Below are 22869 nucleotides of genomic sequence, written 5' to 3'. Positions count from 1 at the left end.
TGCCCAGCATCGCCTACGGCGACTACTTCTGGCGCTTGTAGAACGGCAGCGCCACGACCTCGTACGGCTCGTGGCTGCCCCGGATGTCCACACCGACACCGGTCGTGCCGGGCGTCGCGTGCGCGGCGTCGACGTACGCCATCGCGATCGGCTTGCCCAGCGTGGGGGAGGGGGCGCCGGAGGTGACCTCGCCGATCACCTCGCCGCCCGCGACGACCGCGTACCCGGCGCGCGGGACACGACGCCCCTCGGCGACCAGACCGACGAGGACGCGCGGCGGAGCGGCGGCGGCGCGCTCAGCAGCCTGCTGGAGTGCCTCCCGCCCGACGAAGTCCCCGTCCTTCTCGAACTTCACGACCCGCCCGAGCCCGGCGTCGAAGGGGGTCAGCTCGCGGGAGAGCTCGTGCCCGTAGAGCGGCATGCCCGCCTCAAGGCGCAGCGTGTCCCGGCAGGACAGCCCGCACGGGACCAGGCCGACGCCCTCGCCCGCCTTGGTCAGGGCCTGCCACAGCTCGACCGCGTGCTCCGGCTTCACGAACAGCTCGAAGCCGTCCTCGCCGGTGTACCCGGTGCGCGCGATCAGCGCCGGAACTCCGGCGACCGTGCCCGGCAGACCGGCGTAGTACTTCAGGCCGTCGAGGTCCGCGTCGGTCAACGACGCGAGGATCCCGGGGGACTCCGGCCCCTGTACGGCGATCAGGGCGTACGCGTCCCGGTCGTCGCGCACCTCGGCGTCGAAGCCGGCCGCGCGCTCGGTCAGCGCGTCGAGGACGACCTGGGCGTTGGAGGCGTTGGCGACCACCATGAACTCGGTCTCGCCCAGCCGGTAGACGATCAGGTCGTCCAGGATGCCGCCGTCGGCCTGGCAGATCATGGTGTAGCGGGCCCGGCCGACGCCGACGGAGGCGATGTTGCCGACGAGGGCGAAGTTCAGCAGCTGCGCGGCCTGCGGTCCGGTCACGGTGATCTCGCCCATGTGGGAGAGGTCGAAGAGCCCGGCTTTCGTGCGTACCGCGTTGTGTTCGTCGCGCTCGGAGCCGTACCGCAGGGGCATGTCCCAGCCGGCGAAGTCGGTCATCGTCGCACCGAGCGAGCGGTGCAGGGCGTCGAGTGCGGTGAGACGGGGTTCAGGACTGCTCATCGGACGGTCGTCTCCAAGGATCCCAGGACATGGGTGTGACGGGCGAGGTATTCCTCCCCATCTGTCATCGGAACCTGAGAGGTTCGCCATGAAGAACATGGCTTGCACCGTGGGTGGGGCCGCGTCGAGTGGGCGGCCCGCTTTTCAGATGTGCCTCGCCCGCGCGGTAACGGGGCCTGAGAGATTCAAGGGAGGGACTTGCTCCTTCGGCGCCCGGGTACACGTACCCGGGACTCTCCCGCGCGGATTCAAGCGGCCGGTATGCAGTTGGCGCGGACATCATTGCACGCCCCGGACGCCGACGGCAGGGCCGCACTGGCCCCTTCCTTTTGTAACTGCCTTGTGGCGGTACGCGTACAGAAACACGAGAGATCATCCATTACCTTCTCTTTACGCTCGGTGGGGAGGGGAACCCCGACCCCGGAGGAGGACGATGACGGTGAACAGGACCACGGCGTACGCGACGACCTCGGCCCTCGCGCTGCCCGAGCAGCCCGCGGTCCCGGCCGTCGAGGGCCGCGGCGCCCGCCCGGTCGTCCGTGACCTGCGCGACCGCGCCGGCCACAGCCCGCACGCCCTGCTCTTCGGCCCCGGAGACCTCGTCGTCATCACCGGCCTGCCGGGCAGCGGCAAGTCCACGCTGATGAAGCGCGCGGTCACGGGCATCCGGGTCGACTCCCAGGACACCCGCGACCGCTGGGACGCCCGGCTGTCCCGCTTACTGCCGTACGCCGTCTACCGCCCCCTGGTCCGGCTCGCGCACTACGCCGGACTGCGCCGCGCCCTGCGCTCCGGCGAGGGAGTCGTGGTGCACGACTGCGGGACGCAGGCCTGGGTGCGGGGCTGGCTGGCCCGCGAGGCCCGGCGCCGGGGCGGCACCCTGCATCTGCTGCTGCTCGACGTCACGGCGGACACCGCGCTGGAGGGCCAGCGCGAGCGCGGCCGGGGGGTCTCGCGGTACGCCTTCCTGCGGCACCGGGGGGCCGCCGCCCGGCTGATCCGCTCCGTGGAGGGCGGCGATCTGCCCCAGGGCTGCGGCTCGGCGGTGCTGATCGACCGGGACGCGGCGGACGTCCTGCGGCGGATCGGGTTCCCGGGCTGAGTCGCGAACCGCCCGCACCCGCTAGCCTTTCAGCCACATCAGTGGTTCACAGCAGGCGGTCAGACAGATGGACTTCCCAGCGGATCTTCCCGCGGACTTCCCGGCACACTCGGCACACACCCATCCGCACGGCGGCTGGCCCGGCAACGAGCTGGAGGAGGTGCTCTCGGCCTCCCTCGGCATGCCCTCGGCGGGCGGCCGGATCATCGAGGTGCTCGGGCGCAGCTTCGTCTGGATCCCCCTGCCGAACGGCGGCGGCCCGCACAGCGGCCCCCTCGACCTGCCCACCCTGGAGATCGGGGGCCAGGCGTTCGTCCCGGTCTTCAGCTCCGAGGAGCAGTTCCGCCAGGTCGTCGGCAGCCATCTGTCGTACACCATCGCCCCGGCGGTCGAGTTCGCCCGCGGCCTGCCCCCGCACGTGGGCATCGCGGTGAACCCGGACGGCGTGGTCGGCGTCCCGCTGCCGCCCGCCGCCGTCGCCGACCTGTGCCGGGTGGGCCGGACCCCGCTGGACGGGCCCAACACCGGCGGCCGGGTCAAGCTCTACGAGCCGGACTGGCAGGACGACCCGGTCGACTTCCTGGCGGCCGCGTCCGCCGAGTTCGCGGCCACGGGCGTGGTCCTGACGGCCCGCCGCTGCCTGGCCGCCATCGAGACCGCCGACCCGGTCATGTTCGTGGGCGTGGAACTCTCCCAGTGGGAGGGCGACCTGCGCACCCTGCCGATGGACGCCCTCGGCCGGGCCCTGGGCACAACTCCGGTGAAGTGGCCGGTCAACCTGGTCCTGCTGGACGTGGCGGACGACCCGGTGGGCCACTGGATGCGAGGACAGGTACGGCCCTTCTACACGCAGGGGACGTAATGCGGGACGCGGGGCTGTGTCGATGTGCGGCTCCGCCGCGTGGGCGCGAGCAACCCCCACGAACCGCAGCCGCGATCCGACACCAGGACCCGAGCTCCTGGGCGCTTAAGCTGTGTCCATATCCGGGGCAACGAACAGGGAAGGGGCGGTCCAGGTGAGCGCCAGCGGCACGGGCACCGCGACCGGCACGGTCGAGCACATGCTGCGCCAGGTGACCCCCGGGCGCTACGACGCCTACGAGGCGCTGCTGCGCGCTCTCGCGACCCCGAACAACGGCCAGATCTGGATGCTCCTGTGGCACGGCCAGTCCGGCTCCCCGGACGCCCAGTACGGAAACATGGAGGTCGAAGGCTACGGCTACGCCCCCTGTGTGACCTCGGCCCAGGAGCTGAGCGCCAGCGGCTGGAACCGCTCGTACGAAGTGGTCGACGGCCTCGACGTGGCCCGCACGCTCTATCCCGACCACTACGGCCTCTGGCTCAACCCGCACGCCCCCGGCGGCGGGGTCGGCATCCCCTGGCTCGATCTGCGCCGCATCGCGACCGGCCTGGAGCGCCAGCCCGCGGGACCGCTCAGGCTCGCCGAACCCGGCATCGAGATTCCCCAGTTCTACGCCCTGCTCGTGCAGAACGCGCACCGCACCCCGGCGGTCCGTTCGCTGCGCCGCGCCTGGGTGCAGCCGGCGCTCGGGGCTCCGTATCTCGCCATCGGCCTGGACGTGTACGACACCAGTCCCTCCGCCGTGGACTCGGTGCGCGCGATGATGCAGCAGTCCATCGGCGCCGTCCCGGACGGACTGCCGGTGTCGACCGTGGCGATGTCCGACGAGTACGACCCGGTGGCCCTGTGGATGCGCGCCGGTGCCCGTCCGTTCTACGACCGCGAGGCCCACGGATCACCCGCCCAGGCACCGGCGGCCGGGTACGGCTACCCGCCGGCCCGTGGTGGTTACTGAGAGCGATGGCAACCCGTTCGCCTCGTTTACGTAACGGCCACATTTCTTCGCGCGTAGATAGCGGCGGATCACCACGAACGTGTCTTATTGTGCCGTTTTGTCCCAACTGACATACGTCCGAGGGGCGTTACCCGTTGTTCGGATAACGGAATCCCTCGTACTGCATCACGGTTACGCATACTTTCGGCGTCAGGCCTGGCGGGTGATCACAGCGAAGCTGAAGACTCCCCAGTCAGACGCAGGATCAGTAGTCCCTGCGGGCTGAGCAAGTCGACAAAGCCGTAATCCACGGCAGGTGTAGGCCGGTCACCACCGGCGAGAGGGGTCGGGTCACTGTGACCGCACCGATCGAGACCACCGGGGCGCAGGCCGAGGCGCAGCCGGAGGCTGTCCTCGTCGGCGTCGACAAGGGGCAGATCGAGGGCCGTTCCCTGGGGCAGATCGCCTGGTCCCGGTTCAAGAAGGACAAGGTGGCGGTCGCCGGTGGCGTGATCGTCATCCTGCTGATCCTCCTCGCGTTGCTCTCGCGGCCCATCCAGGCCATGTTCGGGCTGGACCCGAACGCCCTGCACCAGGATCTGATCGACCCCAACACCTCGCTGCCCAAGGGCGACTTCGGCGGCATGAGCTGGTCGCACCCGCTCGGTGTGGAGCCGAAGTTCGGCCGCGACATCGCCACCCGCATCCTCGAGGGCTCCTGGGTCTCGCTGGTCGTCGCCTTCGGCGCCACCATCCTGTCCAACACCATCGGCGCCGTGCTCGGCGTGGTCGCCGGCTACTACGGCGGCCGGGTCGACACGATCATCAGCCGGCTCATGGACACCTTCCTGGCGTTCCCGCTCCTGCTGTTCGCCATCGCCATCTCGGCCACGCTGCAGGGCGGCGCCTTCGGCCTGGAGGGTCTGCCGCTGCACATCAGCGTGCTGATCTTCGTCATCGGCTTCTTCAACTGGCCCTACCTGGGCCGCATCGTGCGCGGCCAGACCCTGGCCCTGCGCGAGCGGGAGTTCGTCGACGCCTCGCGCGGGATGGGGGCCAAGGGGCCGTACATCCTCTTCCGGGAGCTGCTGCCGAACCTCGTCGGCCCGATCATCGTCTACTCGACGCTGCTCATTCCGACCAACATCCTCTTCGAGGCGTCGCTGAGCTTCCTCGGCGTCGGCATCCAGCCGCCCCAGGCCTCCTGGGGCGGCATGCTCAACCAGGCCGTCACCTACTACCAGGTCGACGCGCAGTTCCTGATCGTGCCTGGTCTGGCCATCTTCGTGACCGTCCTGGCGTTCAACCTGCTCGGCGACGGTCTCCGAGACGCTCTCGACCCGCGCAGCCGCTGACCCGCGACCCGCGGTGAGAGTCCACAAGATTTCCGACAATTGAAGGGGAAGCAGACCATCATGCGAAGGTCAGCGCTGGCCGCAGTGGCGGCCATCGGCAGTGCGAGCCTGTTGCTCTCGGCTTGCAGCAAGGCCGATGACAACGGTGGAGACGGGAACAAGTCGGCTGGGGCCAACGCAGCGACCAAGGGCGTCGTCAATGCCTCCACCCAGAAGGGTGGGACGGTCACGTACGAGTACTCCGACGTCCCGGACTCCTTCGATCCCGGCAACACGTACTACGCCTACATGTACAACCTCAGCCGGCTGTACGCCCGCCCGCTGATGACCTTCCAGCCCGGTCCGGGCGAGGAGGGCAACAAGCTGGTCCCGGACCTCGCCGAGAAGGCGGGCGAGCCGAGCGACGGCGGCAAGACCTGGACGTACAAGATCCGCTCCGGTCTGAAGTACCAGGACGGCACCGCGATCACCTCGAAGGACGTCAAGTACGCCGTCGAGCGCTCCAACTTCGCGCGTGACGTGCTCTCCCTCGGCCCGAACTACTTCCAGCAGTTCATGGAGGGCGGCAAGGCCTACAAGGGCCCCTACAAGGACAAGAGCCCCGAGGGCCTGAAGTCCATCGAGACGCCGGACGACACCACGATCGTCTTCAAGCTCAACCGTCCCTTCCAGGAGTTCGACTACCTGGTCGCGACGCCGCAGACGGCGCCGGTCCCGCAGGCCAAGGACACCGGCATCGACTACGTCAAGAGCATCGTGTCCTCGGGCTCGTACAAGTTCCAGAGCTACGACGAGGGCAAGCAGGCCGTCCTCGTCAAGAACGAGAACTGGGACCCGAAGACCGACCCGCTGCGCAAGCAGTACCCGGACAAGATCGTCGTCAAGCTGAAGGTCAACGCCGAGACGATCGACCAGGACGTCCAGGCCGGTGACGCGATCGACCTCGGTGGTACCGGTGTCCAGGCCGCGACCCAGGCGAAGGTCGTCAACGACGCCAAGCTGAAGGCCAACACGGACAACACCTACGGTGGCCGTCTGGTCTACATGGCGATCAACAACCAGGTCGCGCCGTTCGACAAGGTCGAGTGCCGCAAGGCCGTCGAGTACGCCGTCGACAAGGTCTCGGTGCAGACCGCCGAGGGCGGCCCGATCCGCGGTGACATCGCCACGACCGTCCTGCCCCCGGACATCACCGGCTACGCGAAGGCCGACGTCTACGCGACCACCGGCAACAAGGGTGACGTCGCCAAGGCCAAGGAGCAGCTGAAGGCCTGCGGCAAGACGTCGATCAGCACCAACATCTCGGCGCGCAGCGACCGCCCGCAGGAGATCGACGCGGCCACCGCGATCATCGCCTCGCTGAAGAAGGTCGGCATCAACGCCAGCCTGAAGCAGTACCCGTCGGGCAAGTACTTCACCGACTACGCGGGTGTGCCGACGTTCGACAAGAAGCAGAACATCGGCCTGCACATGATGCAGTGGGGTGCCGACTGGAACTCCGGTTACGGCTTCCTCCAGCAGATCCTGCACGGTGACGCGATCGGCGCGTCCGGCAACACCAACCTCTCGTATCTGAACGACAAGCAGATCAACGAGATGCTGGAGAAGGCCATCGCCACCGAGGACGACACCACCCGCAACGGCCTGTACGGGCAGATCGACAAGCGCGCCATGGACCTGGCCGCGCTCGTCCCGCTGACCTACTTCAAGGTCCTGCTGTACCGCCCGTCCGGCTACACCAACCTGGTGTCCACGTCGGCCTTCAGCGGTCAGTACGACTACCTCAACATCGGCACGACCAAGAAGTAGCCCCGGAAGGCAGGTGAAGGCATTGGTGCCCGTGGGCCTCACGGCCCGCGGGCACCAGCGCCGGTCCCCGTGATCTCGTACATCCTCCGTCGGACGTTCGCGGCAGTGATCCTGCTGCTGGTCGTCACCGCGGTCACCTTCGCGATCTTCTTCCTGCTGCCGCGGATGGCCGGTCAGACCGCCGACCAGCTCGCGCAGCAGTACATCGGAAAGAGTCCGACGAAGGCAGACATCGCCGCGGTCAAGCAGAACCTCGGTCTGGACGAGCCCCTGTATGCCCAGTACTGGCACTTCATCAAGGGGATCGTGGCCGGAGCCACCTACAACCTGGGGCCCACGACGGCGCACTGTGACGCGCCGTGCTTCGGCTACTCCTTCAAGACCCACGAGGCGGTCTGGCCGCAGCTGACCTCACGCATTCCGGTGACCTTCTCGCTGGCGGCCGGTGCCGCCGTGCTGTGGCTGGTCTCCGGTGTGGTGATCGGCGTGATCTCCGCGCTCAAGCCCCGCAGCTTCTTCGACCGCACCTTCATGGGCGTCGCGCTCGCCGGTGTCTCGCTGCCCATGTTCTTCACGGGCAGCCTGGCGATCCTGCTCTTCACCTATCAGTGGCCGATCTTTGGTCGCACCTACGTACCGTTCACCGAGAATCCGGCCCAGTGGGCCAACACCCTCTTCCCGGCCTGGTGCTCGCTCGCGCTGCTGTACTCCGCCATCTACGCGCGGCTGACCCGCTCGGGCATGCTGGAGACGATGAACGAGGACTTCATCCGCACCGCCCGAGCCAAGGGCCTTCGGGAGCGCAACGTGGTGACCCGGCACGGGCTGCGGGCCGCACTGACCCCGATCATCACCGTCTTCGGCATGGACCTCGGTCTGCTGCTCGGCGGTGCCGTGATCACCGAGACGGTGTTCTCGCTGCCCGGCATCGGCCAGTACGCGGTGCAGGGCATCACCGACAACGACCTGCCCCCGATCCTCGGCGTCACCCTGCTCGCCGCCCTCTTCGTCGTGATCGCAAATCTCCTGGTGGACCTCTTGTACGCCGCCGCCGACCCGCGGGTGAGGCTCTCGTGACCGAACTCTCCAAGACCGGTGCCGCCCTGGGCGAGCCGGCTCCGGGGAACGCCCCCGACGCCTTCCTCGCGGTCCGCGACCTCAAGGTGCACTTCCCGACCGACGACGGCCTGGTCAAGTCCGTCGACGGGCTCAGCTTCCAGGTGGAGAAGGGCAAGACCCTCTGCATCGTCGGCGAGTCGGGCTCCGGCAAGTCCGTCACCTCGCTGGCGATCATGGGCCTGCACCGGCTCGGCGCGCGCGGCAAGAACGTCCAGATGTCCGGCGAGATCTGGCTGGACGGCAAGGAGCTGGTCTCCGCCGACCCGGACGAGGTGCGGCGGCTGCGTGGCCGCGAGATGGCGATGATCTTCCAGGACCCGCTGTCCGCGATGCACCCGTACTACACGATAGGCAACCAGATCGTGGAGGCGTACCGGGTCCACCACGACGTCAGCAAGAAGGTCGCGCGCAAGCGGGCCGTCGAGATGCTCGACCGGGTCGGCATCCCCGAGCCGGACAAGCGCGTCGACGGCTACCCGCACGAGTTCTCCGGCGGTATGCGCCAGCGCGCGATGATCGCCATGGCGCTCGTCAACAACCCCGAACTGCTGATCGCGGACGAGCCGACGACCGCCCTGGACGTCACCGTCCAGGCGCAGATCCTCGACCTGATCCGGGACCTGCAGAAGGAGTTCGGCTCCGCGGTCGTCCTCATCACCCACGACCTGGGTGTGGTCGCCGAGATCGCCGACGACGTCCTGGTGATGTACGGCGGCCGGTGCGTGGAGCGCGGCAGTGTCGACGACGTCTTCGAGCGCCCGCAGCACCCGTACACCTGGGGTCTGCTGGGCTCGATGCCGCGCATCGACCGGGAGACCTCCGAGCGGCTCATCCCCGTCAAGGGCCAGCCGCCGAGCCTCATCAACGTCCCCTCGGGCTGCGCCTTCCACCCCCGCTGCCCGTACGCGGACATCCCCAAGGGCAATGTCACCCGTACCGTGCGCCCGGAGCTCCAGCAGGTCGGCGGCGGGCACTACTCCGCCTGCCACCTCTCGCCTGAGGACCGCACGCGGATCTGGACCGAAGAGATTGCGCCGAAGCTGTGAGTGAGACGAAGAAGACGGATGCGGGCGTGACGACCGCCCCCGACGAGCGCGAGATACTGCTCAAGGTCGAGGGCCTCCAGAAGCACTTCCCGATCCGCAAGGGCGTCCTCCAGCGCCAGGTCGGCGCGGTCAAGGCGGTCGACGGCATCGACTTCGAGGTGCGCAAGGGCGAGACCCTCGGCGTGGTCGGCGAGTCGGGCTGCGGCAAGTCGACCATGGGCCGGGTCATCACCCGCCTCCAGGAGCCGACCGGTGGCTCGATCCACTTCGAGGGCCAGGACATCACGCGGCTGAACGCGGCCGGGATGCGTCCGCTGCGGCGGGACATCCAGATGATCTTCCAGGACCCGTACGGCTCCCTGAACCCGCGCCACACCATCGGCGGCATCGTCTCGGCGCCGTTCCGGCTCCAGGGCGTGGAGCCCGAGGGCGGGGTGAAGCGGGAGGTCCAGCGCCTGCTGGAGCTGGTGGGCCTGAGCCCCGAGCACTACAACCGCTACCCGCACGAGTTCTCCGGCGGCCAGCGTCAGCGCATCGGCATCGCGCGGGCCCTGGCCCTGAAGCCGAAGCTGGTGGTGGCGGACGAGCCGGTCTCGGCCCTCGACGTGTCGATCCAGGCGCAGGTCGTGAACCTGATGGACGACCTCCAGGAGGAGCTCGGCCTCACGTACGTGATCATCGCGCACGACCTGTCCGTCGTACGGCACGTCTCGGACCGTATCGCGGTGATGTACCTCGGCAAGATCGTCGAACTCGCCGACCGCACCGCGCTGTACGAGGCGCCGATGCACCCGTACACCAAGGCCCTGATGTCGGCGGTCCCGGTGCCGGACCCCAAGCGCCGGGGCGCCAAGTCCGAGCGCATCCTGCTGCGCGGCGACGTCCCGTCCCCGATCTCCCCGCCCTCCGGCTGCCGTTTCCACACGCGGTGCTGGAAGGCGACGGAGATCTGCAGGACCACCGAGCCGCAGCTGGTCGAGCTGCGTCCCGGCCAGCGCGTGGCCTGCCACCACCCCGAGAACTTCGCGGACCAGGCCCCGCAGGACACCGTGCTCCTGTCGGCCGCCAAGGAGGCGGCCGCGCTGGTCGCCGAGGAGGTCCGCGCCGAGTCGGCAAAGACGTCGGCCGCGGTCGCGGCGGTGGCGGCGGGGTCCGCCGAGGAGACCGGCGCCGAAGCTGCCGGGAAGACGGCGGACACTGCGGAGCAGCCGGAGGCGGAGGTCGCGGCGGACGTCGAGGCCACGGCCGCGAAGACGGGCCCGGGCGCCAAGACCGCCCCCGCGGCACCGTTGAAGACCGGCGAGGCGAGCACCGAACCGGAAGCCGACCGTCAGGACCCAACTGACAAGTAACGCATGACGAGTTGGCAAAGTCATGCACATGCCCGAACGGGAGAGTGAAGAGTCGTCCGTGTCCGACTTATCGGTACACGCTCGAGAGGGACGACACCATGGCACTCTCCCGTTCGGCACGTTTAGGAGCCGTCGCGACCGCGGCGGCTTCCTTTTTTGTCATCGCGGCGGCCCCGGGCCCGAAACCCGGCGCCCCCGGCATCGGCGACGCCTACTTCCCGAACCTCGGCAACGGCGGCTTCGACGCACGGCACTACGCCCTCGACGTGGCGTACAACCCGGACACCGACCGTCTGGACGGCCGTACGACACTCATCGCCGGCGCCACCCAGAACCTCTCCTCCTTCGATCTGGATCTCCAGAGACTCGTGGTCACCGCAGTCGAAGTGAACGGCAGACGCGCCCAGTTCACCCGGGACGGCGACGAGATACGCATCACCCCGCGCCAATCCCTGCGCAAGGGCCAGGAGTTCACGGTCGCCGTCACCTACGGCGGGATCCCCGAACCCCTCAACGGCCCCATCGTCTTCGGCTCCGACTACGGCTGGATGAAGACCCCCGACGGCGTCTTCGTCGCCTGTGAACCCAACGCCGCCTCCACCTGGTTCCCGTCCAGCGACCACCCCGCGGACAAGGCCACCTACGACATCCGCGTCAGGACCCCGAAGGGCCTGACCGCGGTCTCCAACGGTCGGCTCGTGTCGACGTACGACAAGGGCGGCTCGACGTACACCCACTGGCGCGAGAAGAAGCCGATGGCGACCTACCTCGCGACCGCCACCATCGGGAAGTTCGACGTCCGCACCGGCAAGACCCCCGGCGGCATCCCCATCTACACGGCCATCGACCCGGTGCTGGCGAACAGCAACAGCGTCGACGTGTACGCCGTCACCGCCGAGGCCACCGACTACTGGTCGCAGGTCTTCGGGCCCTACCCCTTCGAGGAGACCGGCGCGATCGTCGACGACATGCCGCAGGCCGGGTTCTCGCTGGAGGTGCAGACCAAGCCGGCCTACTCGGCCGTGCGCAACGAGACGACGATCGTGCACGAGCTGGCCCACCAGTGGTTCGGGGACAGCGTCTCGGTCGCGCGCTGGAAGGACATCTGGCTCAACGAGGGCTTCGCGACCTACGCCCAGTGGCTGTGGGCCGAGCACAAGGGCACCCGCAGCGCCCATGACTCCTTCGTCGCCGCGTACGACGGCCGCCCCGCCGACAGCGCCTTCTGGCAGACCACCGTCGGCGACCCGCAGCGGGACACGATGTTCGCGTCCGCGGTCTACCAGCGCGGCGCGATGACGCTCCAGGCGCTGCGCGAACGGATCGGCGACAAGGCGTTCTTCGAGCTGCTGCCGGCCTGGACGAAGCTCCACCGCTACGGCAACGCGAACACGGCCGAATTCATCGGCCTCGCCGAGAAGATCAGCGGACAGCAGCTGGACGACCTGTTCCACACCTGGCTGTTCACGACGGGCAAGCCGGCCCGCTAGCAGCCGCTGCGCAAGAATGCGGTGTGCTCCAGCAACTGTTCACTCCCTCCGTCCAGCACACGCTCGACCTCGTCGGCATCTTCGTGTTCGCCATCTCCGGCGCGCTGCTGGCCGTCCGCAAGAACTTCGACGTCTTCGGCATCGCCGTCCTCGCCGAGGTCACCGCGCTGGGCGGAGGGCTGTTCCGGGACCTGATCATCGGCGCGGTACCGCCCGCCGCCTTCACGGATCTCGGCTACTTCATCACCCCGCTGCTCGCCGCCCTCCTGGTCTTCTTCCTGCACCCGCACGTGGAGCGCATCCAGGTCGGCGTGAACGTCTTCGACGCGGCCGGCCTCGGCCTGTTCTGCGTCGCCGGGACGACCAAGGCGTACGAGTACGGGCTCGGCCTCACCCAGTCGGCGACCCTCGGACTCGCCACCGCGGTCGGCGGGGGTGTGCTCAGGGACGTGCTCGCCAACGAGGTGCCCTCACTGCTGCGCTGGGACCGCGACCTCTACGCGGTCCCGGCGATCGTCGGCGCCACCATGGTCGTCCTGTGCATCCGCTACGACGTCCTCAGTCCGTTCACCAGCGGGCTCGCGGCCCTCACCGCCTTCGTACTGCGCCTGCTCGCGATGCGGTTCCACTGGCGAGCTCCGCGGGCCTGGAACCGCCGGTCGACCGTGCGTGAGGAGTAGCGCCCGCCCTCCCGTGCAGCAGCCCCATCTCCTCGGTCAGCCAGCGGAACGCCGGAACCACCTGCGGCTTCCACAGCGCCATGTTGTGGCCGCCCGCGCTCTTCGGGATGTAGACGACGTGCACGGTCGTCGGCGCCTTCGCGACCTGTTCGAGGCCCATGGCCGCCTCGTAGCCGTCGCCCGGCTGACCGGACTGGTAGAGCGCGATCGCGGGCGGGGTGCGGGCCTCGCGCAGCAGCAGGTACGGGTTGTTGGCGCGGCGCAGGGCGGGGGTCTCGGCGGCCAGCGAGTTGCGTTCGCCGATCGGGTCGTTGTAGCCGGACATGCTGACCGCGGCCCGGTAGCGGTCGGGGTGCGCGACGGCGAGCTTGGTCGCGCAGTGGCCGCCCGCCGAGTACCCGGCCGCGGCCCAGCCCGCCGGACCGGACTGGGCGCGGAAATTGTCCGTGACCATCTTGGGCACGTCGACGCTGAGCCAGGTGTCGGCGTCGACCGTGCCCGTGATGTTGGCGCACCCGGTGTCGACCCCGGCCAGCAGGTTCATGCGCGGGGCGACCAGGATGAACGGCGCCACCTTGCCGTCCCGCATCAGCGGCCGGAGCTGGTTGACCGCGTGCAGTGACCCGAACCAAGCCTTCGCCGAGCCCGGATAGCCCGACAGCAGCTCCACCACGGGGAACTTGTGGTGCCGGTAGGCGGGCTCGCCGTACTGCGGCGGCAGCCAGACGTAGACCTCGGCGTTCACACCCGAGACCCGGCCCTTGAGCTGGGTCACCCGCACGCCCTTCATGCCGGGGCCGGAGGCGTTGGTGAAGTGCTGCCTCACCTTGGGCAACCGTTTCAGCGAGATGCCGCCGGTGCCGTCGGCGCCCAGGTTCGCGGCCTGCTGGACGTGGTTGCCGGTGCCCAGCAGGTCGGCCCAGTTGTCGTAGAGGCTGTTCTGGTTGTTGACCAGCACGAAGACGAGAGCGACGGCCGTGCCCTGGGCGAACAGCACCATCAGTACGCGGGCGGCTGCGCGTGCGATCCGGGGCCCCCGCAGCCGCGACCACAGGGCCAGCGGCAGCACGACGGCGACGACGGACAGCACGATCAGCGTGTAGAGGAACGTGGTCCCGGTGAGGCTCATGTCCCTGTAGAGGGGGTTGCCGGGTGCGGGGTTTACGGACGAGTACGGACGCTTACCGAGAAATAGTGCGGGTCTCACCTGGGACGACCGGCCGGCCCCTGGGAGAAAAGCTACCGCTTAGTAGTTAGTTGTTGTACCGTTCAGGCATGCCAGAAGCAGCCTCCGCCACGCGCGCGACGATCGGCGACAGCGAGTTCGACAGGGACACCGCGGTCAACCGCCGCGCCCCCGGCGTCTACGACATCGACATCTCCGCGGGCTGGACGATCATCAGCGCCGTCAACGGTGGCTACCTCCTGGCCGTCCTGGGCCGTGCCCTCGCGGACGCCCTGCCGCACGCCGACCCGTTCACGATCTCCGCGCACTACCTGACCGCGTCCCAGCCCGGACCGGCGGTGGTCCGCACGGACGTCGTCCGCACCGGCCGCACCCTCTCCACCGGCCAGGCCTCGCTCTTCCAGTACGACGACGAGGGCAAGGAGGTCGAGCGCATCCGCGCCCTCGCCTCCTACGGCGACCTCGACTCCCTCCCCGACGACGTCCGTACGTCGGCGAAGCCGCCCGTGTTCCCGCCGATGGACCAGTGCTTCGGTCCCGAGGACGGGCCCGTCCCCGTCGAGGGCAGCTCCGCCATCACCGACCGGCTGATGCTCAAGCTGGACCCGTCGACCCTGGGCTGGGCCCTCGGCGCGCCCTCCGGCAAGGGCGAGATGCGGTCCTGGTTCGGGCTCGCCGACGGCCGGGACGCCGACCCCTTCTCGCTGCTGCTCGCGGTGGACGCGCTCCCGCCCACGGCCTTCGGGATCGGCCTCAAGGGCTGGGTGCCCACGGTCGAACTCACCGTCCACGTCCGCTGCCGCCCCGCCCCCGGCCCCCTGCGCGTCGCCATCACCACCCGCAACCTCGCCGGCGGCTTCCTGGAGGAGGACGCCGAGGTCTGGGACAGCGCGGACAGGTTGGTGGCGCAGTCGCGTCAACTCGCCAGGGTCAGGTTGTCCTGACCCACCCGGGGGCGCGGGGCTGCTTCGGCATGCGGCTCCGCCGCGGGGCGCGTCACGCGAGATCCTGTCCCTGTGAAGTCCGACCGTCTCCTGTCGATCCTGCTGCTTCTGCAGACCCGGGGCCGGGTGCCCGCGCACGAACTCGCCGCCAGGCTCGAGGTGTCCGTGCGGACCATCTACCGGGACGTGGAGGCCCTGTCCGCCTCCGGCGTGCCCGTGTACGCCGAGCGCGGGCGACACGGCGGCATCGAACTCCTCGCCGGATTCCGCACGGACGTCACCGGCCTGACCGCCGACGAGTCCCGCGCCCTGTTCATCCTGGCCGCCCAGGGCGCCCACGCGGCCCTCGGCCTGGACTCCGCCCTCGGCTCGGCGCTGCGCAAGGTGATGGCCGCACTGCCCGCCCCGCACCGCCCGGCGGCCGAGGCCACCTCCCGCCGCGTCCTGGTCGACGCCACCCGCTGGAAGGGCGGGCCCCAGCGGTCCGTGGACCTGGTGGCCCTCCAGGACGCCGTCTTCGCCGACCGCCGACTGCGGCTGCGCTACCGGCACAGCGGGGAGCGCGAGACACGGACGTACACCGTGGACCCGTACGGTCTCGTCGCCAAGGCGGGTGTCTGGTACCTCGTCGCCGACCGGCGGGGGCTCCCGCGGCTGTTCCGGGCCGACCGGGTGCACTCCGCGGCCGTGCTGGACGAACCCGTCAGACGTCGGCCCGGGGTCGAACTCGCCGAGGTCTGGGAGGTGTTGCGACGCCAGGTCGAGGAGCGCCCCGGCGGCATCGACGTCACCGTGCGGGTCCGCCGCGACCGACTCGACCTGTTCGTACGGCTGATGGCCCCGTATCTGACCGAACTCCCCGAGGACGACGGCGAGGACGCGTGGGTGACGGCCCGGCTCTCGCTCGGCGTGGTCGGCGAGGCCCGTCAACTCCTGCAGTTCTCCGACCGCGTGGAGGTCCTCTCGCCGCCCGAGGTACGCGAGGAGGTGGCCCGCGCGGCCGCTTCTGTCACGGACCTGTACCAGCGGGTGAGTGAGCGGTCCGTACAGAAGCCCAGCTCGCAGGAGCTGCTTTAGCCGCGCTTTGCCTCCCGCACAGGCGGGGGACAGGCCGGGCCCACCGAAGGCTCAGGGGCCGTTGCGACAGTTCCCGACCTCAGGACTTCCTCATCTTCCCCGGAGCTGTCTCTCATGAAGCGTGTGCGTCTCCTCCCCGCCGTGGCCCTGCTGGCGCTCTCGCCCCTCGCCCTGGTGGCCTGCGGCTCGGGCGACTCGTCGTCGACCTCGAACAGCGGCACCTCGGGCGGGCAGAACTGTCAGGCCCCCACCGGCGACGCGTCCGGCATGCCCAGCGGTGCCCCCTCGGGCGCCCCCACCGGAAACGCCACCGCCCGGCCGTCGGGCGCGCCCAGCGGAACCCCCTCCGGCATGCCGAGCGGCGGGCCCGGCGGCGGCCAGGGGGGTCAGAGCGGTCCCGGCGGCGGCATGGGCGGCTGCGGCGGTCCCGGCGGCGGCGCGGGCGGCGCGGCCCCGAGCGGCGCGCCCAGCGGTGCGCCGAGCGCGGCGGCGACGAAGAGCTGACATGGCGCAGGACGCCGTACGGCAGGGGCGGTACTCCCGGTGAGCGGGGGTGCCGCCCTCCTGTGTGGTGACTAATCCAGCCAGTGCCGGCGGCCGATGCTGATCAGTCTCATCTGACGCTCAGCCACCTGGCAGACGCGGTCCCGTTCCTCCGGGGTCGCCTCCAGGGCCTCCAGGAACAGGGAGGCCGTGATCAGCATCTGGTCGACGTAGAGGTTGGCCAGCATCAGCAGGTCGTCCTCGCTCCAGCCGCCGGACACCGGGTCCTTGGCCAGCTCGTCCTTCACCTCCTGCCCGAACCGGGCCAGTTGCTCCCGGATGGCCTCCCGGACCGGCTGGACTCCGCCATGTCGTTCGCGGGCGATAAACCGGACGTGGGCGGGGTACGCGTCCACATGGCCGGCGATCAACTCGATGGCGCGCTTGATGCGTTGGCCGTGGTCGTCGGCCGTGGACACCGTCGTCCGGATCATCGGGTGCAGGCTGCCCAACGCCTCCTCGACGAGGGCCGTACCGAGATCCGCGATGGAGCGGAAGTGCCGGTAGAAGGCGGTCGGCGCGACGCCGACGGCACGCGTGACCTCGCGCAGGCCCAGGCTGCTCAGGCTCTGCTCCTCCAGCAGCCCCAGGGCCGCGTCCAGGAGCGCCTGCCGGGTCTTCTGCTTCTGTGCCTGCCGGAGGCCGAGGGTGTGACTCATGTCATCCAGTTAACAACTGTTCTCTGTAATTGGAAAGCCGGACACGCGCTAGACTCTGGAGTCAGTGAACAAGTGTAACTACAACTGTTCACTCAAACGTAACGACCGCCGAATCGGAGGGGGATCCGTCCCATGCTGTTCCTCGTCGCCGCACTCATGCTCCTCGGCGTCGTCCTGGGCACCGTCGCCCACGCGCCGCTCACCTTCACCGCCGTCGCCGCCGTCGTGATCGCCGCCTGGCTGGGCATCTTCGCGCTCCGCGAGCGCCACGCCCGCCGCCGCACCTCGGCCCACTGACCCCCGCCCCGCCGTCCCCAGGAGCACTGATCACCATGCAGCTCACCGCGCAGGCCACCCACCAGGCCGGTGCCCGTGACGCCGACGGCATGGCCGTGGCGTCCTTCATCCTCGGCCTCGTCGGCCTTCTCGTCCTCAACGTCTTCCTCGGCCCGATCGCCATCGTCCTGGCCTCGGTGGCCCTGTGGCGCGGCACCGCCCGCCGCGGCCGTGCCTACCTGGGCCTCGGCCTCGGAGTGGCCGACCTGCTGGTCCTGGTGGCCCTCATGCAGCTGGACAACACGCCGTCCTGGAGCTTCTGAGCCCGTCGGCGGCGGCCGGTCCTGGCCTGAGGGTGCTCACCCGCGACCCGTAGAATCGGCGTCACCATGGCATACCTCGACCACGCCGCGACCACCCCGATGCTCCCCGAGGCGGTCGAGGCACTCACCGCGCACCTCGGCGCCACCGGCAACGCCTCTTCCCTCCACGCCTCCGGCCGCAGGGCCCGCCGCACGGTCGAGGAATCCCGCGAGACCCTCGCGGAGGCACTCGGCGCCCGGCCCAGCGAGATCGTCCTCACCTCCGGCGGCACGGAGGCCGACAACCTCGCCGTGAAGGGCCTGTACTGGTCCCGGCGCGACGCGGACCCCGCAAGGACGCGGGTCCTCGCCAGCCCCGTCGAGCACCACGCCGTCCTCGACGCCGTCCACTGGCTCGGCGAACACGAGGGCGCCACCGTCGAGTACCTCCCCGTCGACAAGCACGGCCGGGTCCACCCCGAGGCCCTGCGCGAGGCCATCGCCCGGAATCCCGACGACGTCGCCCTGGCCACGGTCATGTGGGCCAACAACGAGATCGGCACGGTCCTGCCGGTGCGCGAACTCGCCGAGGTCGCCGCCGGGTTCGGCGTCCCGCTGCACGCCGACGCGGTCCAGGCGTTCGGTCAGCTACCCGTCGACTTCGCCGCCTCCGGCCTCGCCGCGATGACGGTGTCGGGCCACAAGATCGGCGGCCCGTACGGCATCGGCGCGCTCGTGCTCGGCCGGGAGTGGACCCCCGTCCCCGTGCTGCACGGCGGCGGCCAGGAGCGCCACGTCCGCTCCGGCACCCTCGACGTCCCCGCCATCGCCTCCTTCGCGGTCGCCGGCCGCCTCGCCGCCGAACAGCGCGAGTGGTTCGAGGTCGAGATCGGCGCCCTGCGCGACTCCCTGGTCGAGGCGGTCCGTACGGCGGTCCCGGACGCGATCCTCGGCGGTGACCCGGCGCCAGGAGGGCGGCTCCCGGCCAACGCCCACTTCACCTTCCCCGGCTGCGAGGGCGACTCCCTGCTCCTGCTCCTGGACGCGCAGGGAATCGAGTGCTCAACCGGCTCCGCCTGCACCGCGGGCGTCGCCCAGCCCAGCCACGTCCTGCTGGCCACCGGCACCGACCCCGACCTGGCCCGCGGCACCCTGCGCTTCTCCCTCGGCCACACCTCCACCGAGGCGGACGTCGACGCGGTCGCGAAGGCCATCGGCCCGGCGGTGGAACGCGCCCGCGCGGCGGGGCTGATGTAAGGCCCCCGCGCGAGGCCGCCGCCGGCACTTCCACTGCCGGCGGCAGCCTGCTGATGTGGCCTGGTGGGACCGTCAGTTCCGGTCAGCTCTCCGTGACCATGAGGGAGGCCATCATTCCCTCGTCCTCGTGCTGCAGCAGATGGCAGTGGAGCATGTACATGTAGGTGTCGTCGGCGAAGTCCGTGAACTCCATGGCGATTTTGATCGTGCCGCCACCGACGACCTCGAACGTGTCGTACCAGCCGAGGTCGACCCCGGTCGGCTCCTCGCCGTTGATCGAGATCAACTGGTAGGGCACGTCGTGCAGATGGAACGAGTGCTCCAGCTGACTGGCGTTGGTGATCGTCCAGATCTCCTTCGCGCCCAGCGTGGTGCTGATCATCGTCATGCCCGACATGGTGAGCCCGGCCGTACCGTTGATCTTCATCGTCGCGCCCGTGTTGCTGAGCGTGATGGTGCGGGCCGTGAAGTCGGAGGTGTCGTACCGCTCGATGGTGTTGAGGGTGCTCGGCAGGTCGTCCGGGGTGTCGGTGCCGCCCGCCGTGACGGTGAGGAAGTCGTAGGTGCCGGAGCCGCCGCGGATCCAGCCGGTCGTGATGACCACCTGGAGCGTGACGTCCGCGGTGACGTCCATGACGAACTCGGCCCGTGCCCCCGCTACCAGCCGGATGGCGGTCACCTCGGCCGCCTCCGCCAGATAGCCCTGGTCGGTGGCGATCCGCGTCAGCGTGCCGCCGTCGCTGCGCTGGATGGTGATGATGTCGGAGGGCGAGGCGTTGAGCGCCCGGAAGCGGTTGCGGGTCTTGGTGGCGGCGAAGGCGAGAGTGGTGTCGTCGACGTTCTCGCCGTTCACCAGCACCGGGAAGCTGAGACCTGAGCCGAGATAGCCGCTCTGGTCGTACTTGATGTCACCGGCGCTGTCCACGGCCAGGCACTGGAAGATCAGCGGGATGTCGTCCACGCCGTAGTCGCCGGGCAGCGCGGCGGAGGTGTCGGAGTCGTCCTCGACGATGATCATCCCGGCCAGGCCGTGGGTGGCCTGCTTGGCCGTGGTGCCCAGGGCGTGCGGGTGGTACCAGAGCGTCTTGGCCTCGTCCAGGACCGTGAAGGTGGGAGACCAGGTCGTCCCGGCGGCGAAGGCGTTCTGCGGCCCGCCGTCCATCTTGGGCGGGACGTGGGCGCCGTGGAAGTGGACGGTGGTGTCCTCGGTGAGGCTGTTGGTGATGTCCAGCAGCACGGTGTCGCCCTTGGTCCACTTCAGTGTGGGGCCGAGGAACGACTGGTTGTAACCCGCGGTGCTGCTGGTGACGCCGCTGAGCACCTCGGCGGTCCCGGTCTGCGCCGCCAGGGTGAAGGTGGTGGTGCCGTCGGAAGTGGTGCCCTCCAGCAGTTCAGGGATGGTGAGGGTGCCGTCCGTCGCGGCGGCCGCCTTGCTGCGGGTGCCCTCGGTCAGCAGGGAGAACGCGGCGCCCGCCGCCCCCACCGCCCCGAGGCCCACCCCGGCCATCCCGCCCAGGAACTTCCGCCGGTGCAGACCCCTCTTGTGGCCTCTGCTCTCCTTGGAGTGCTCGGGCTTGGCCACCGGGCCGTCTGTGGTGTGTGTCATGGCCGGGGAGCCTCGACGTAAGGACTGTGTGAGGACTGGGGTGAAGCTAGGTGCGAGCCCGGGAGGCTGTGAGGGCGGGGCCCTGGTCAACTCCCTTGAAGAAAAGCCAAGTTGATGGTCCGCAGGTCATGATCGGGGTGCGGGACATGTCGGGCGCGCGGTCTCCGTCGAATGTTCATAACCAAGCGGAATGTTCGTAGCTAGGCGGTGGCGCTCGGCACCCTCCGCACCAGCCGCATGTAACGCTCCCAGTCCCAGTGTTCGCCCGGGTCGGTGTGGTCCGTCCCCGGCACCTCCGCATGGCCGATGATGTGCTCGCGGTCGACGGGGATGGCGTACCGCGCGCATATCCGGGCCGTGAGCCGCGCCGAGGCCGCGTACATCGCGTCCGTGAAGTCCTCGGGCCGGTCGACGAAGCCCTCGTGCTCGATGCCCACACTGCGTTCGTTGTAGGCGCGGTTGCCCGCGTGGTACGCCACGTCCAGCTCGCGGATCATCTGTGTGATGTGCCCGTCCCTGCGGACGACGTAGTGTGCGGCCGCCCCGTGGCCCGGGTCCTGGAACACCTTCACCGCACTGGCGAAACTGCCCTGGGTGACATGGACGATCACCATGTCTATGCCGTAGTCGTCGGGCCGGTCCGCGCGCCGCCAGTTCGCGTCGGAGGCCGCCACCCACTGCGCGCCGCCGAAGTCGACCGCGCCCTCGACCCGCGGCTTCTCCACTCCCGGCGCCCGCCACCACAGCCGCGCCAGCTCGTCGCGGGCCAGCACCGCCGTGCCCACGGCGGCCGCCGCCCCGCCGATGAGCAGGGCCCGCCGGCCGATGCGCCGGTCGGCGTCCCCGGAACCCTCTGTCGCCCCCATGTGGTCGTCAACGGATACCCGGCCGCCCCGGTTCCCGCGTCCCCGTACTCTTGAAGGGTTATGACTGACACCACGCAGCGCCCTCTTCGCGTTCTCGCCGCCATGTCCGGAGGAGTGGACTCCGCCGTCGCCGCCGCCCGTGCCGCCGAAGCCGGCCACGACGTGACCGGCGTCCACCTCGCGCTCTCCGCGAACCCTCAATCGTTCCGCACGGGCGCGCGTGGCTGTTGCACCATCGAGGACTCGCGCGACGCCCGCCGTGCCGCCGACGTCATCGGCATCCCGTTCTACGTCTGGGACCTCGCCGACCGCTTCCGCGAGGACGTCGTCGAGGACTTCGTCGCCGAGTACGAGGCCGGCCGCACCCCCAACCCCTGCCTGCGCTGCAACGAGAAGATCAAGTTCGCCGCGCTCCTCGACAAGGCGCTCGCGCTGGGCTTCGACGCGGTGTGCACGGGCCACTACGCGAAGGTCGTCACGCTGGCGGACGGCTCCCGCGAGCTGCACCGCGCCTCCGACATGGCGAAGGACCAGTCGTACGTCCTCGGCGTCCTGGACGAGAAGCAGCTGGCGCACGCCCTGTTCCCGCTCGGCGACACGGTCACCACCAAGGACGAGATCCGCGCCGAGGCCGAGTGCCGGGGCCTCGCGGTCGCCAGGAAGCCCGACTCGCACGACATCTGCTTCATCGCCGACGGCGACACCCAGGGCTTCCTCGCCTCACGTCTCGGCCGGGCGGAGGGCGACATCGTCGACGAGTCGGGCGCGAAGGTCGGCACCCACGAGGGCGCGTACGGCTTCACGATCGGCCAGCGCAAGGGGCTGCGCATCGGCACCCCGGCCGCCGACGGCAAGCCGCGCTATGTCCTCGACATCTCTCCGGTGAACAACACCGTGACGGTCGGCCCGGCCGCCGCGCTGGACGTGACCGCCCTCAGCGCGATCAAGCCCCGCTGGTGCGGTGCGGCCCCGGTCGGCCCCGGCACCTACACCGCCCAGCTCCGCGCCCACGGCGGCGAGACCGAGGTCACCGCGGAGCTGGTGGACGGCGCGTTGCAGGTGTCGTTCGCGGAGCCCGTCCGCGGGGTGGCCCCGGGCCAGGCGATCGTGCTGTACGACGACACGCGCGTGGTGGGCTCGGCAACGATCGCGTCCACGGTGCGGGTGGCGGCGGGCGTGGCCTGACCCGTCTTGCGACCATGCGCGCGCCTTCGCTGCGTGACGCCACCACGAGCGCGTACTGGGGACACGTAAGTCCCGCCA

General features: G+C 69.9%; 22 protein-coding genes and 2 riboswitches. Of the genes, 17 read left to right on the top strand and 5 right to left on the bottom strand.

All coding sequences use genetic code 11. The features are described 5' to 3' along the window. Nucleotides 1-22 precede the first annotated feature (22 nt). A complete protein-coding gene (gcvT, locus tag RKD20_RS13590) occupies nucleotides 23-1141 on the bottom strand; it encodes a glycine cleavage system aminomethyltransferase GcvT (protein WP_424877960.1) in 1119 nt (372 codons plus the stop codon). A 51-nt stretch (nucleotides 1142-1192) separates the two neighbouring features. Continuing rightward, nucleotides 1193-1295, bottom strand: a riboswitch (glycine riboswitch). Beyond that, nucleotides 1296-1392, bottom strand: a riboswitch (glycine riboswitch). Between the two features lie 182 nt (nucleotides 1393-1574). On the opposite strand from gcvT, the gene RKD20_RS13585 reads away from it, so the two are divergent. The 10 genes from RKD20_RS13585 (at nucleotide 1575) to RKD20_RS13540 (ending at nucleotide 12890) form a co-directional block, all read left to right on the top strand. Next, nucleotides 1575-2243 carry an AAA family ATPase gene (locus RKD20_RS13585; protein WP_424877959.1) on the top strand — a complete coding sequence of 223 codons (669 nt, stop codon included), beginning with the start codon at nucleotides 1575-1577 and terminating at the stop codon, nucleotides 2241-2243. 67 nt (nucleotides 2244-2310) lie between these two features. Beyond that, nucleotides 2311-3105: an enhanced serine sensitivity protein SseB gene (locus RKD20_RS13580; protein ID WP_424877958.1), complete on the top strand. Its 795-nt coding sequence runs from the start codon at nucleotides 2311-2313 to the stop codon at nucleotides 3103-3105. Between the two features lie 154 nt (nucleotides 3106-3259). After that, the gene (locus RKD20_RS13575; protein WP_424877957.1) at nucleotides 3260-4060 is read left to right on the top strand and encodes an enhanced serine sensitivity protein SseB C-terminal domain-containing protein; all 801 of its coding nucleotides are present in this window, start codon (nucleotides 3260-3262) and stop codon (nucleotides 4058-4060) included. Between the two features lie 335 nt (nucleotides 4061-4395). Continuing rightward, the gene (locus RKD20_RS13570; RefSeq protein WP_424877956.1) at nucleotides 4396-5394 is read left to right on the top strand and encodes an ABC transporter permease; all 999 of its coding nucleotides are present in this window, start codon (nucleotides 4396-4398) and stop codon (nucleotides 5392-5394) included. 60 nt (nucleotides 5395-5454) lie between these two features. Beyond that, the gene (locus tag RKD20_RS13565; RefSeq protein ID WP_424877955.1) at nucleotides 5455-7203 is read left to right on the top strand and encodes an ABC transporter substrate-binding protein; all 1749 of its coding nucleotides are present in this window, start codon (nucleotides 5455-5457) and stop codon (nucleotides 7201-7203) included. Nucleotides 7204-7272: 69 nt separating this feature from the next. Next, nucleotides 7273-8280: an ABC transporter permease gene (locus RKD20_RS13560; protein ID WP_424877954.1), complete on the top strand. Its 1008-nt coding sequence runs from the start codon at nucleotides 7273-7275 to the stop codon at nucleotides 8278-8280. Next, nucleotides 8277-9368 carry an ABC transporter ATP-binding protein gene (locus RKD20_RS13555; RefSeq protein ID WP_424877953.1) on the top strand — a complete coding sequence of 364 codons (1092 nt, stop codon included), beginning with the start codon at nucleotides 8277-8279 and terminating at the stop codon, nucleotides 9366-9368. Before RKD20_RS13560 ends, RKD20_RS13555 begins: the two co-directional genes overlap by 4 nt. Continuing rightward, nucleotides 9365-10720 carry an ABC transporter ATP-binding protein gene (locus tag RKD20_RS13550; RefSeq protein ID WP_424877952.1) on the top strand — a complete coding sequence of 452 codons (1356 nt, stop codon included), beginning with the start codon at nucleotides 9365-9367 and terminating at the stop codon, nucleotides 10718-10720. Before RKD20_RS13555 ends, RKD20_RS13550 begins: the two co-directional genes overlap by 4 nt. Nucleotides 10721-10818: 98 nt before the next feature. After that, nucleotides 10819-12210, top strand: coding sequence for a M1 family metallopeptidase (locus RKD20_RS13545; RefSeq protein WP_424877951.1), 1392 nt, complete (start codon nucleotides 10819-10821; stop codon nucleotides 12208-12210). Between the two features lie 23 nt (nucleotides 12211-12233). Next, nucleotides 12234-12890, top strand: a complete 657-nt coding sequence (locus tag RKD20_RS13540; RefSeq protein ID WP_424877950.1) for a trimeric intracellular cation channel family protein — start codon at nucleotides 12234-12236, stop codon at nucleotides 12888-12890. Here RKD20_RS13540 and RKD20_RS13535 read toward each other — a convergent pair. Then, nucleotides 12799-14019, bottom strand: a complete 1221-nt coding sequence (locus RKD20_RS13535; RefSeq protein ID WP_424877949.1) for an alpha/beta hydrolase — start codon at nucleotides 14017-14019, stop codon at nucleotides 12799-12801. The two genes, RKD20_RS13540 and RKD20_RS13535, sit on opposite strands and share 92 nt — an antisense overlap. A gap of 146 nt (nucleotides 14020-14165) precedes the next feature. Here RKD20_RS13535 and RKD20_RS13530 point away from each other — a divergent pair, with 146 nt between their 5' ends. The 3 genes from RKD20_RS13530 to RKD20_RS13520 all read left to right on the top strand — a co-directional run bounded on the left by RKD20_RS13530 (nucleotide 14166) and on the right by RKD20_RS13520 (nucleotide 16601). Further along, complete coding sequence (locus tag RKD20_RS13530; RefSeq protein ID WP_424877948.1) at nucleotides 14166-15020, top strand: thioesterase family protein; 855 nt, start codon at nucleotides 14166-14168, stop codon at nucleotides 15018-15020. A gap of 72 nt (nucleotides 15021-15092) precedes the next feature. Then, on the top strand, nucleotides 15093-16097 hold the full coding sequence (locus RKD20_RS13525) for a helix-turn-helix transcriptional regulator (RefSeq protein WP_424877947.1): 1005 nt from the start codon (nucleotides 15093-15095) through the stop codon (nucleotides 16095-16097). Nucleotides 16098-16211: 114 nt separating this feature from the next. Then, nucleotides 16212-16601 (top strand): hypothetical protein, encoded by a 390-nt coding sequence (locus RKD20_RS13520; RefSeq protein ID WP_424877946.1) that lies wholly within the window; start codon nucleotides 16212-16214, stop codon nucleotides 16599-16601. A 71-nt stretch (nucleotides 16602-16672) separates the two neighbouring features. On the opposite strand, the gene RKD20_RS13515 is transcribed toward RKD20_RS13520, so the two are convergent. Beyond that, nucleotides 16673-17299 (bottom strand): TetR family transcriptional regulator, encoded by a 627-nt coding sequence (locus RKD20_RS13515; RefSeq protein ID WP_424877945.1) that lies wholly within the window; start codon nucleotides 17297-17299, stop codon nucleotides 16673-16675. A gap of 132 nt (nucleotides 17300-17431) precedes the next feature. On the opposite strand from RKD20_RS13515, the gene RKD20_RS13510 reads away from it, so the two are divergent. The 3 genes from RKD20_RS13510 (at nucleotide 17432) to RKD20_RS13500 (ending at nucleotide 19134) form a co-directional block, all read left to right on the top strand. Continuing rightward, nucleotides 17432-17596: a hypothetical protein gene (locus tag RKD20_RS13510; RefSeq protein WP_007384847.1), complete on the top strand. Its 165-nt coding sequence runs from the start codon at nucleotides 17432-17434 to the stop codon at nucleotides 17594-17596. A gap of 35 nt (nucleotides 17597-17631) precedes the next feature. After that, nucleotides 17632-17898 carry a DUF4190 domain-containing protein gene (locus RKD20_RS13505; protein ID WP_424877944.1) on the top strand — a complete coding sequence of 89 codons (267 nt, stop codon included), beginning with the start codon at nucleotides 17632-17634 and terminating at the stop codon, nucleotides 17896-17898. Between the two features lie 66 nt (nucleotides 17899-17964). After that, nucleotides 17965-19134, top strand: a complete 1170-nt coding sequence (locus tag RKD20_RS13500; protein WP_424877943.1) for a cysteine desulfurase family protein — start codon at nucleotides 17965-17967, stop codon at nucleotides 19132-19134. An 82-nt stretch (nucleotides 19135-19216) separates the two neighbouring features. Here the strand turns inward: RKD20_RS13500 and RKD20_RS13495 are convergent, their stop codons facing one another. Together RKD20_RS13495 and RKD20_RS13490 are read right to left on the bottom strand one after the other, a co-directional pair. Beyond that, nucleotides 19217-20740 (bottom strand): multicopper oxidase family protein, encoded by a 1524-nt coding sequence (locus RKD20_RS13495; RefSeq protein ID WP_424877942.1) that lies wholly within the window; start codon nucleotides 20738-20740, stop codon nucleotides 19217-19219. Between the two features lie 200 nt (nucleotides 20741-20940). Next, nucleotides 20941-21606, bottom strand: coding sequence for an N-acetylmuramoyl-L-alanine amidase (locus RKD20_RS13490; RefSeq protein WP_424877941.1), 666 nt, complete (start codon nucleotides 21604-21606; stop codon nucleotides 20941-20943). A 60-nt stretch (nucleotides 21607-21666) separates the two neighbouring features. Here RKD20_RS13490 and mnmA point away from each other — a divergent pair, with 60 nt between their 5' ends. After that, a complete protein-coding gene (gene mnmA / locus RKD20_RS13485; RefSeq protein ID WP_424877940.1) occupies nucleotides 21667-22791 on the top strand; it encodes a tRNA 2-thiouridine(34) synthase MnmA in 1125 nt (374 codons plus the stop codon). Nucleotides 22792-22869: the final 78 nt, after the last annotated feature.

Source organism: Streptomyces sp. SLBN-8D4 (assembly GCF_049739545.1).
Classification (GTDB): domain Bacteria; phylum Actinomycetota; class Actinomycetes; order Streptomycetales; family Streptomycetaceae; genus Streptomyces; species Streptomyces canus_C.
Note: the sequence above shows the minus strand (reverse complement) of the source record. Positions and strands in the feature narration are given on the sequence as shown.

Bases quoted from the DNA above. Each gene is read 5' to 3' on its own strand.
- gcvT (WP_424877960.1), bottom strand. From the start codon at position 1,141: ATGAGCAGTCCTGAACCCCGTCTCACCGCACTCGACGCCCTGCACCGC.
- RKD20_RS13585 (WP_424877959.1), top strand. From the start codon at position 1,575: ATGACGGTGAACAGGACCACGGCGTACGCGACGACCTCGGCCCTCGCG.
- RKD20_RS13580 (WP_424877958.1), top strand. From the start codon at position 2,311: ATGGACTTCCCAGCGGATCTTCCCGCGGACTTCCCGGCACACTCGGCA.
- RKD20_RS13565 (WP_424877955.1), top strand. From the start codon at position 5,455: ATGCGAAGGTCAGCGCTGGCCGCAGTGGCGGCCATCGGCAGTGCGAGC.
- RKD20_RS13545 (WP_424877951.1), top strand. From the start codon at position 10,819: ATGGCACTCTCCCGTTCGGCACGTTTAGGAGCCGTCGCGACCGCGGCG.
- RKD20_RS13535 (WP_424877949.1), bottom strand. From the start codon at position 14,019: ATGAGCCTCACCGGGACCACGTTCCTCTACACGCTGATCGTGCTGTCC.
- RKD20_RS13530 (WP_424877948.1), top strand. From the start codon at position 14,166: ATGCCAGAAGCAGCCTCCGCCACGCGCGCGACGATCGGCGACAGCGAG.
- RKD20_RS13520 (WP_424877946.1), top strand. From the start codon at position 16,212: ATGAAGCGTGTGCGTCTCCTCCCCGCCGTGGCCCTGCTGGCGCTCTCG.
- RKD20_RS13515 (WP_424877945.1), bottom strand. From the start codon at position 17,299: ATGAGTCACACCCTCGGCCTCCGGCAGGCACAGAAGCAGAAGACCCGG.
- RKD20_RS13510 (WP_007384847.1), top strand. From the start codon at position 17,432: ATGCTGTTCCTCGTCGCCGCACTCATGCTCCTCGGCGTCGTCCTGGGC.
- RKD20_RS13505 (WP_424877944.1), top strand. From the start codon at position 17,632: ATGCAGCTCACCGCGCAGGCCACCCACCAGGCCGGTGCCCGTGACGCC.
- RKD20_RS13500 (WP_424877943.1), top strand. From the start codon at position 17,965: ATGGCATACCTCGACCACGCCGCGACCACCCCGATGCTCCCCGAGGCG.
- RKD20_RS13495 (WP_424877942.1), bottom strand. From the start codon at position 20,740: ATGACACACACCACAGACGGCCCGGTGGCCAAGCCCGAGCACTCCAAG.
- RKD20_RS13490 (WP_424877941.1), bottom strand. From the start codon at position 21,606: ATGGGGGCGACAGAGGGTTCCGGGGACGCCGACCGGCGCATCGGCCGG.
- mnmA (WP_424877940.1), top strand. From the start codon at position 21,667: ATGACTGACACCACGCAGCGCCCTCTTCGCGTTCTCGCCGCCATGTCC.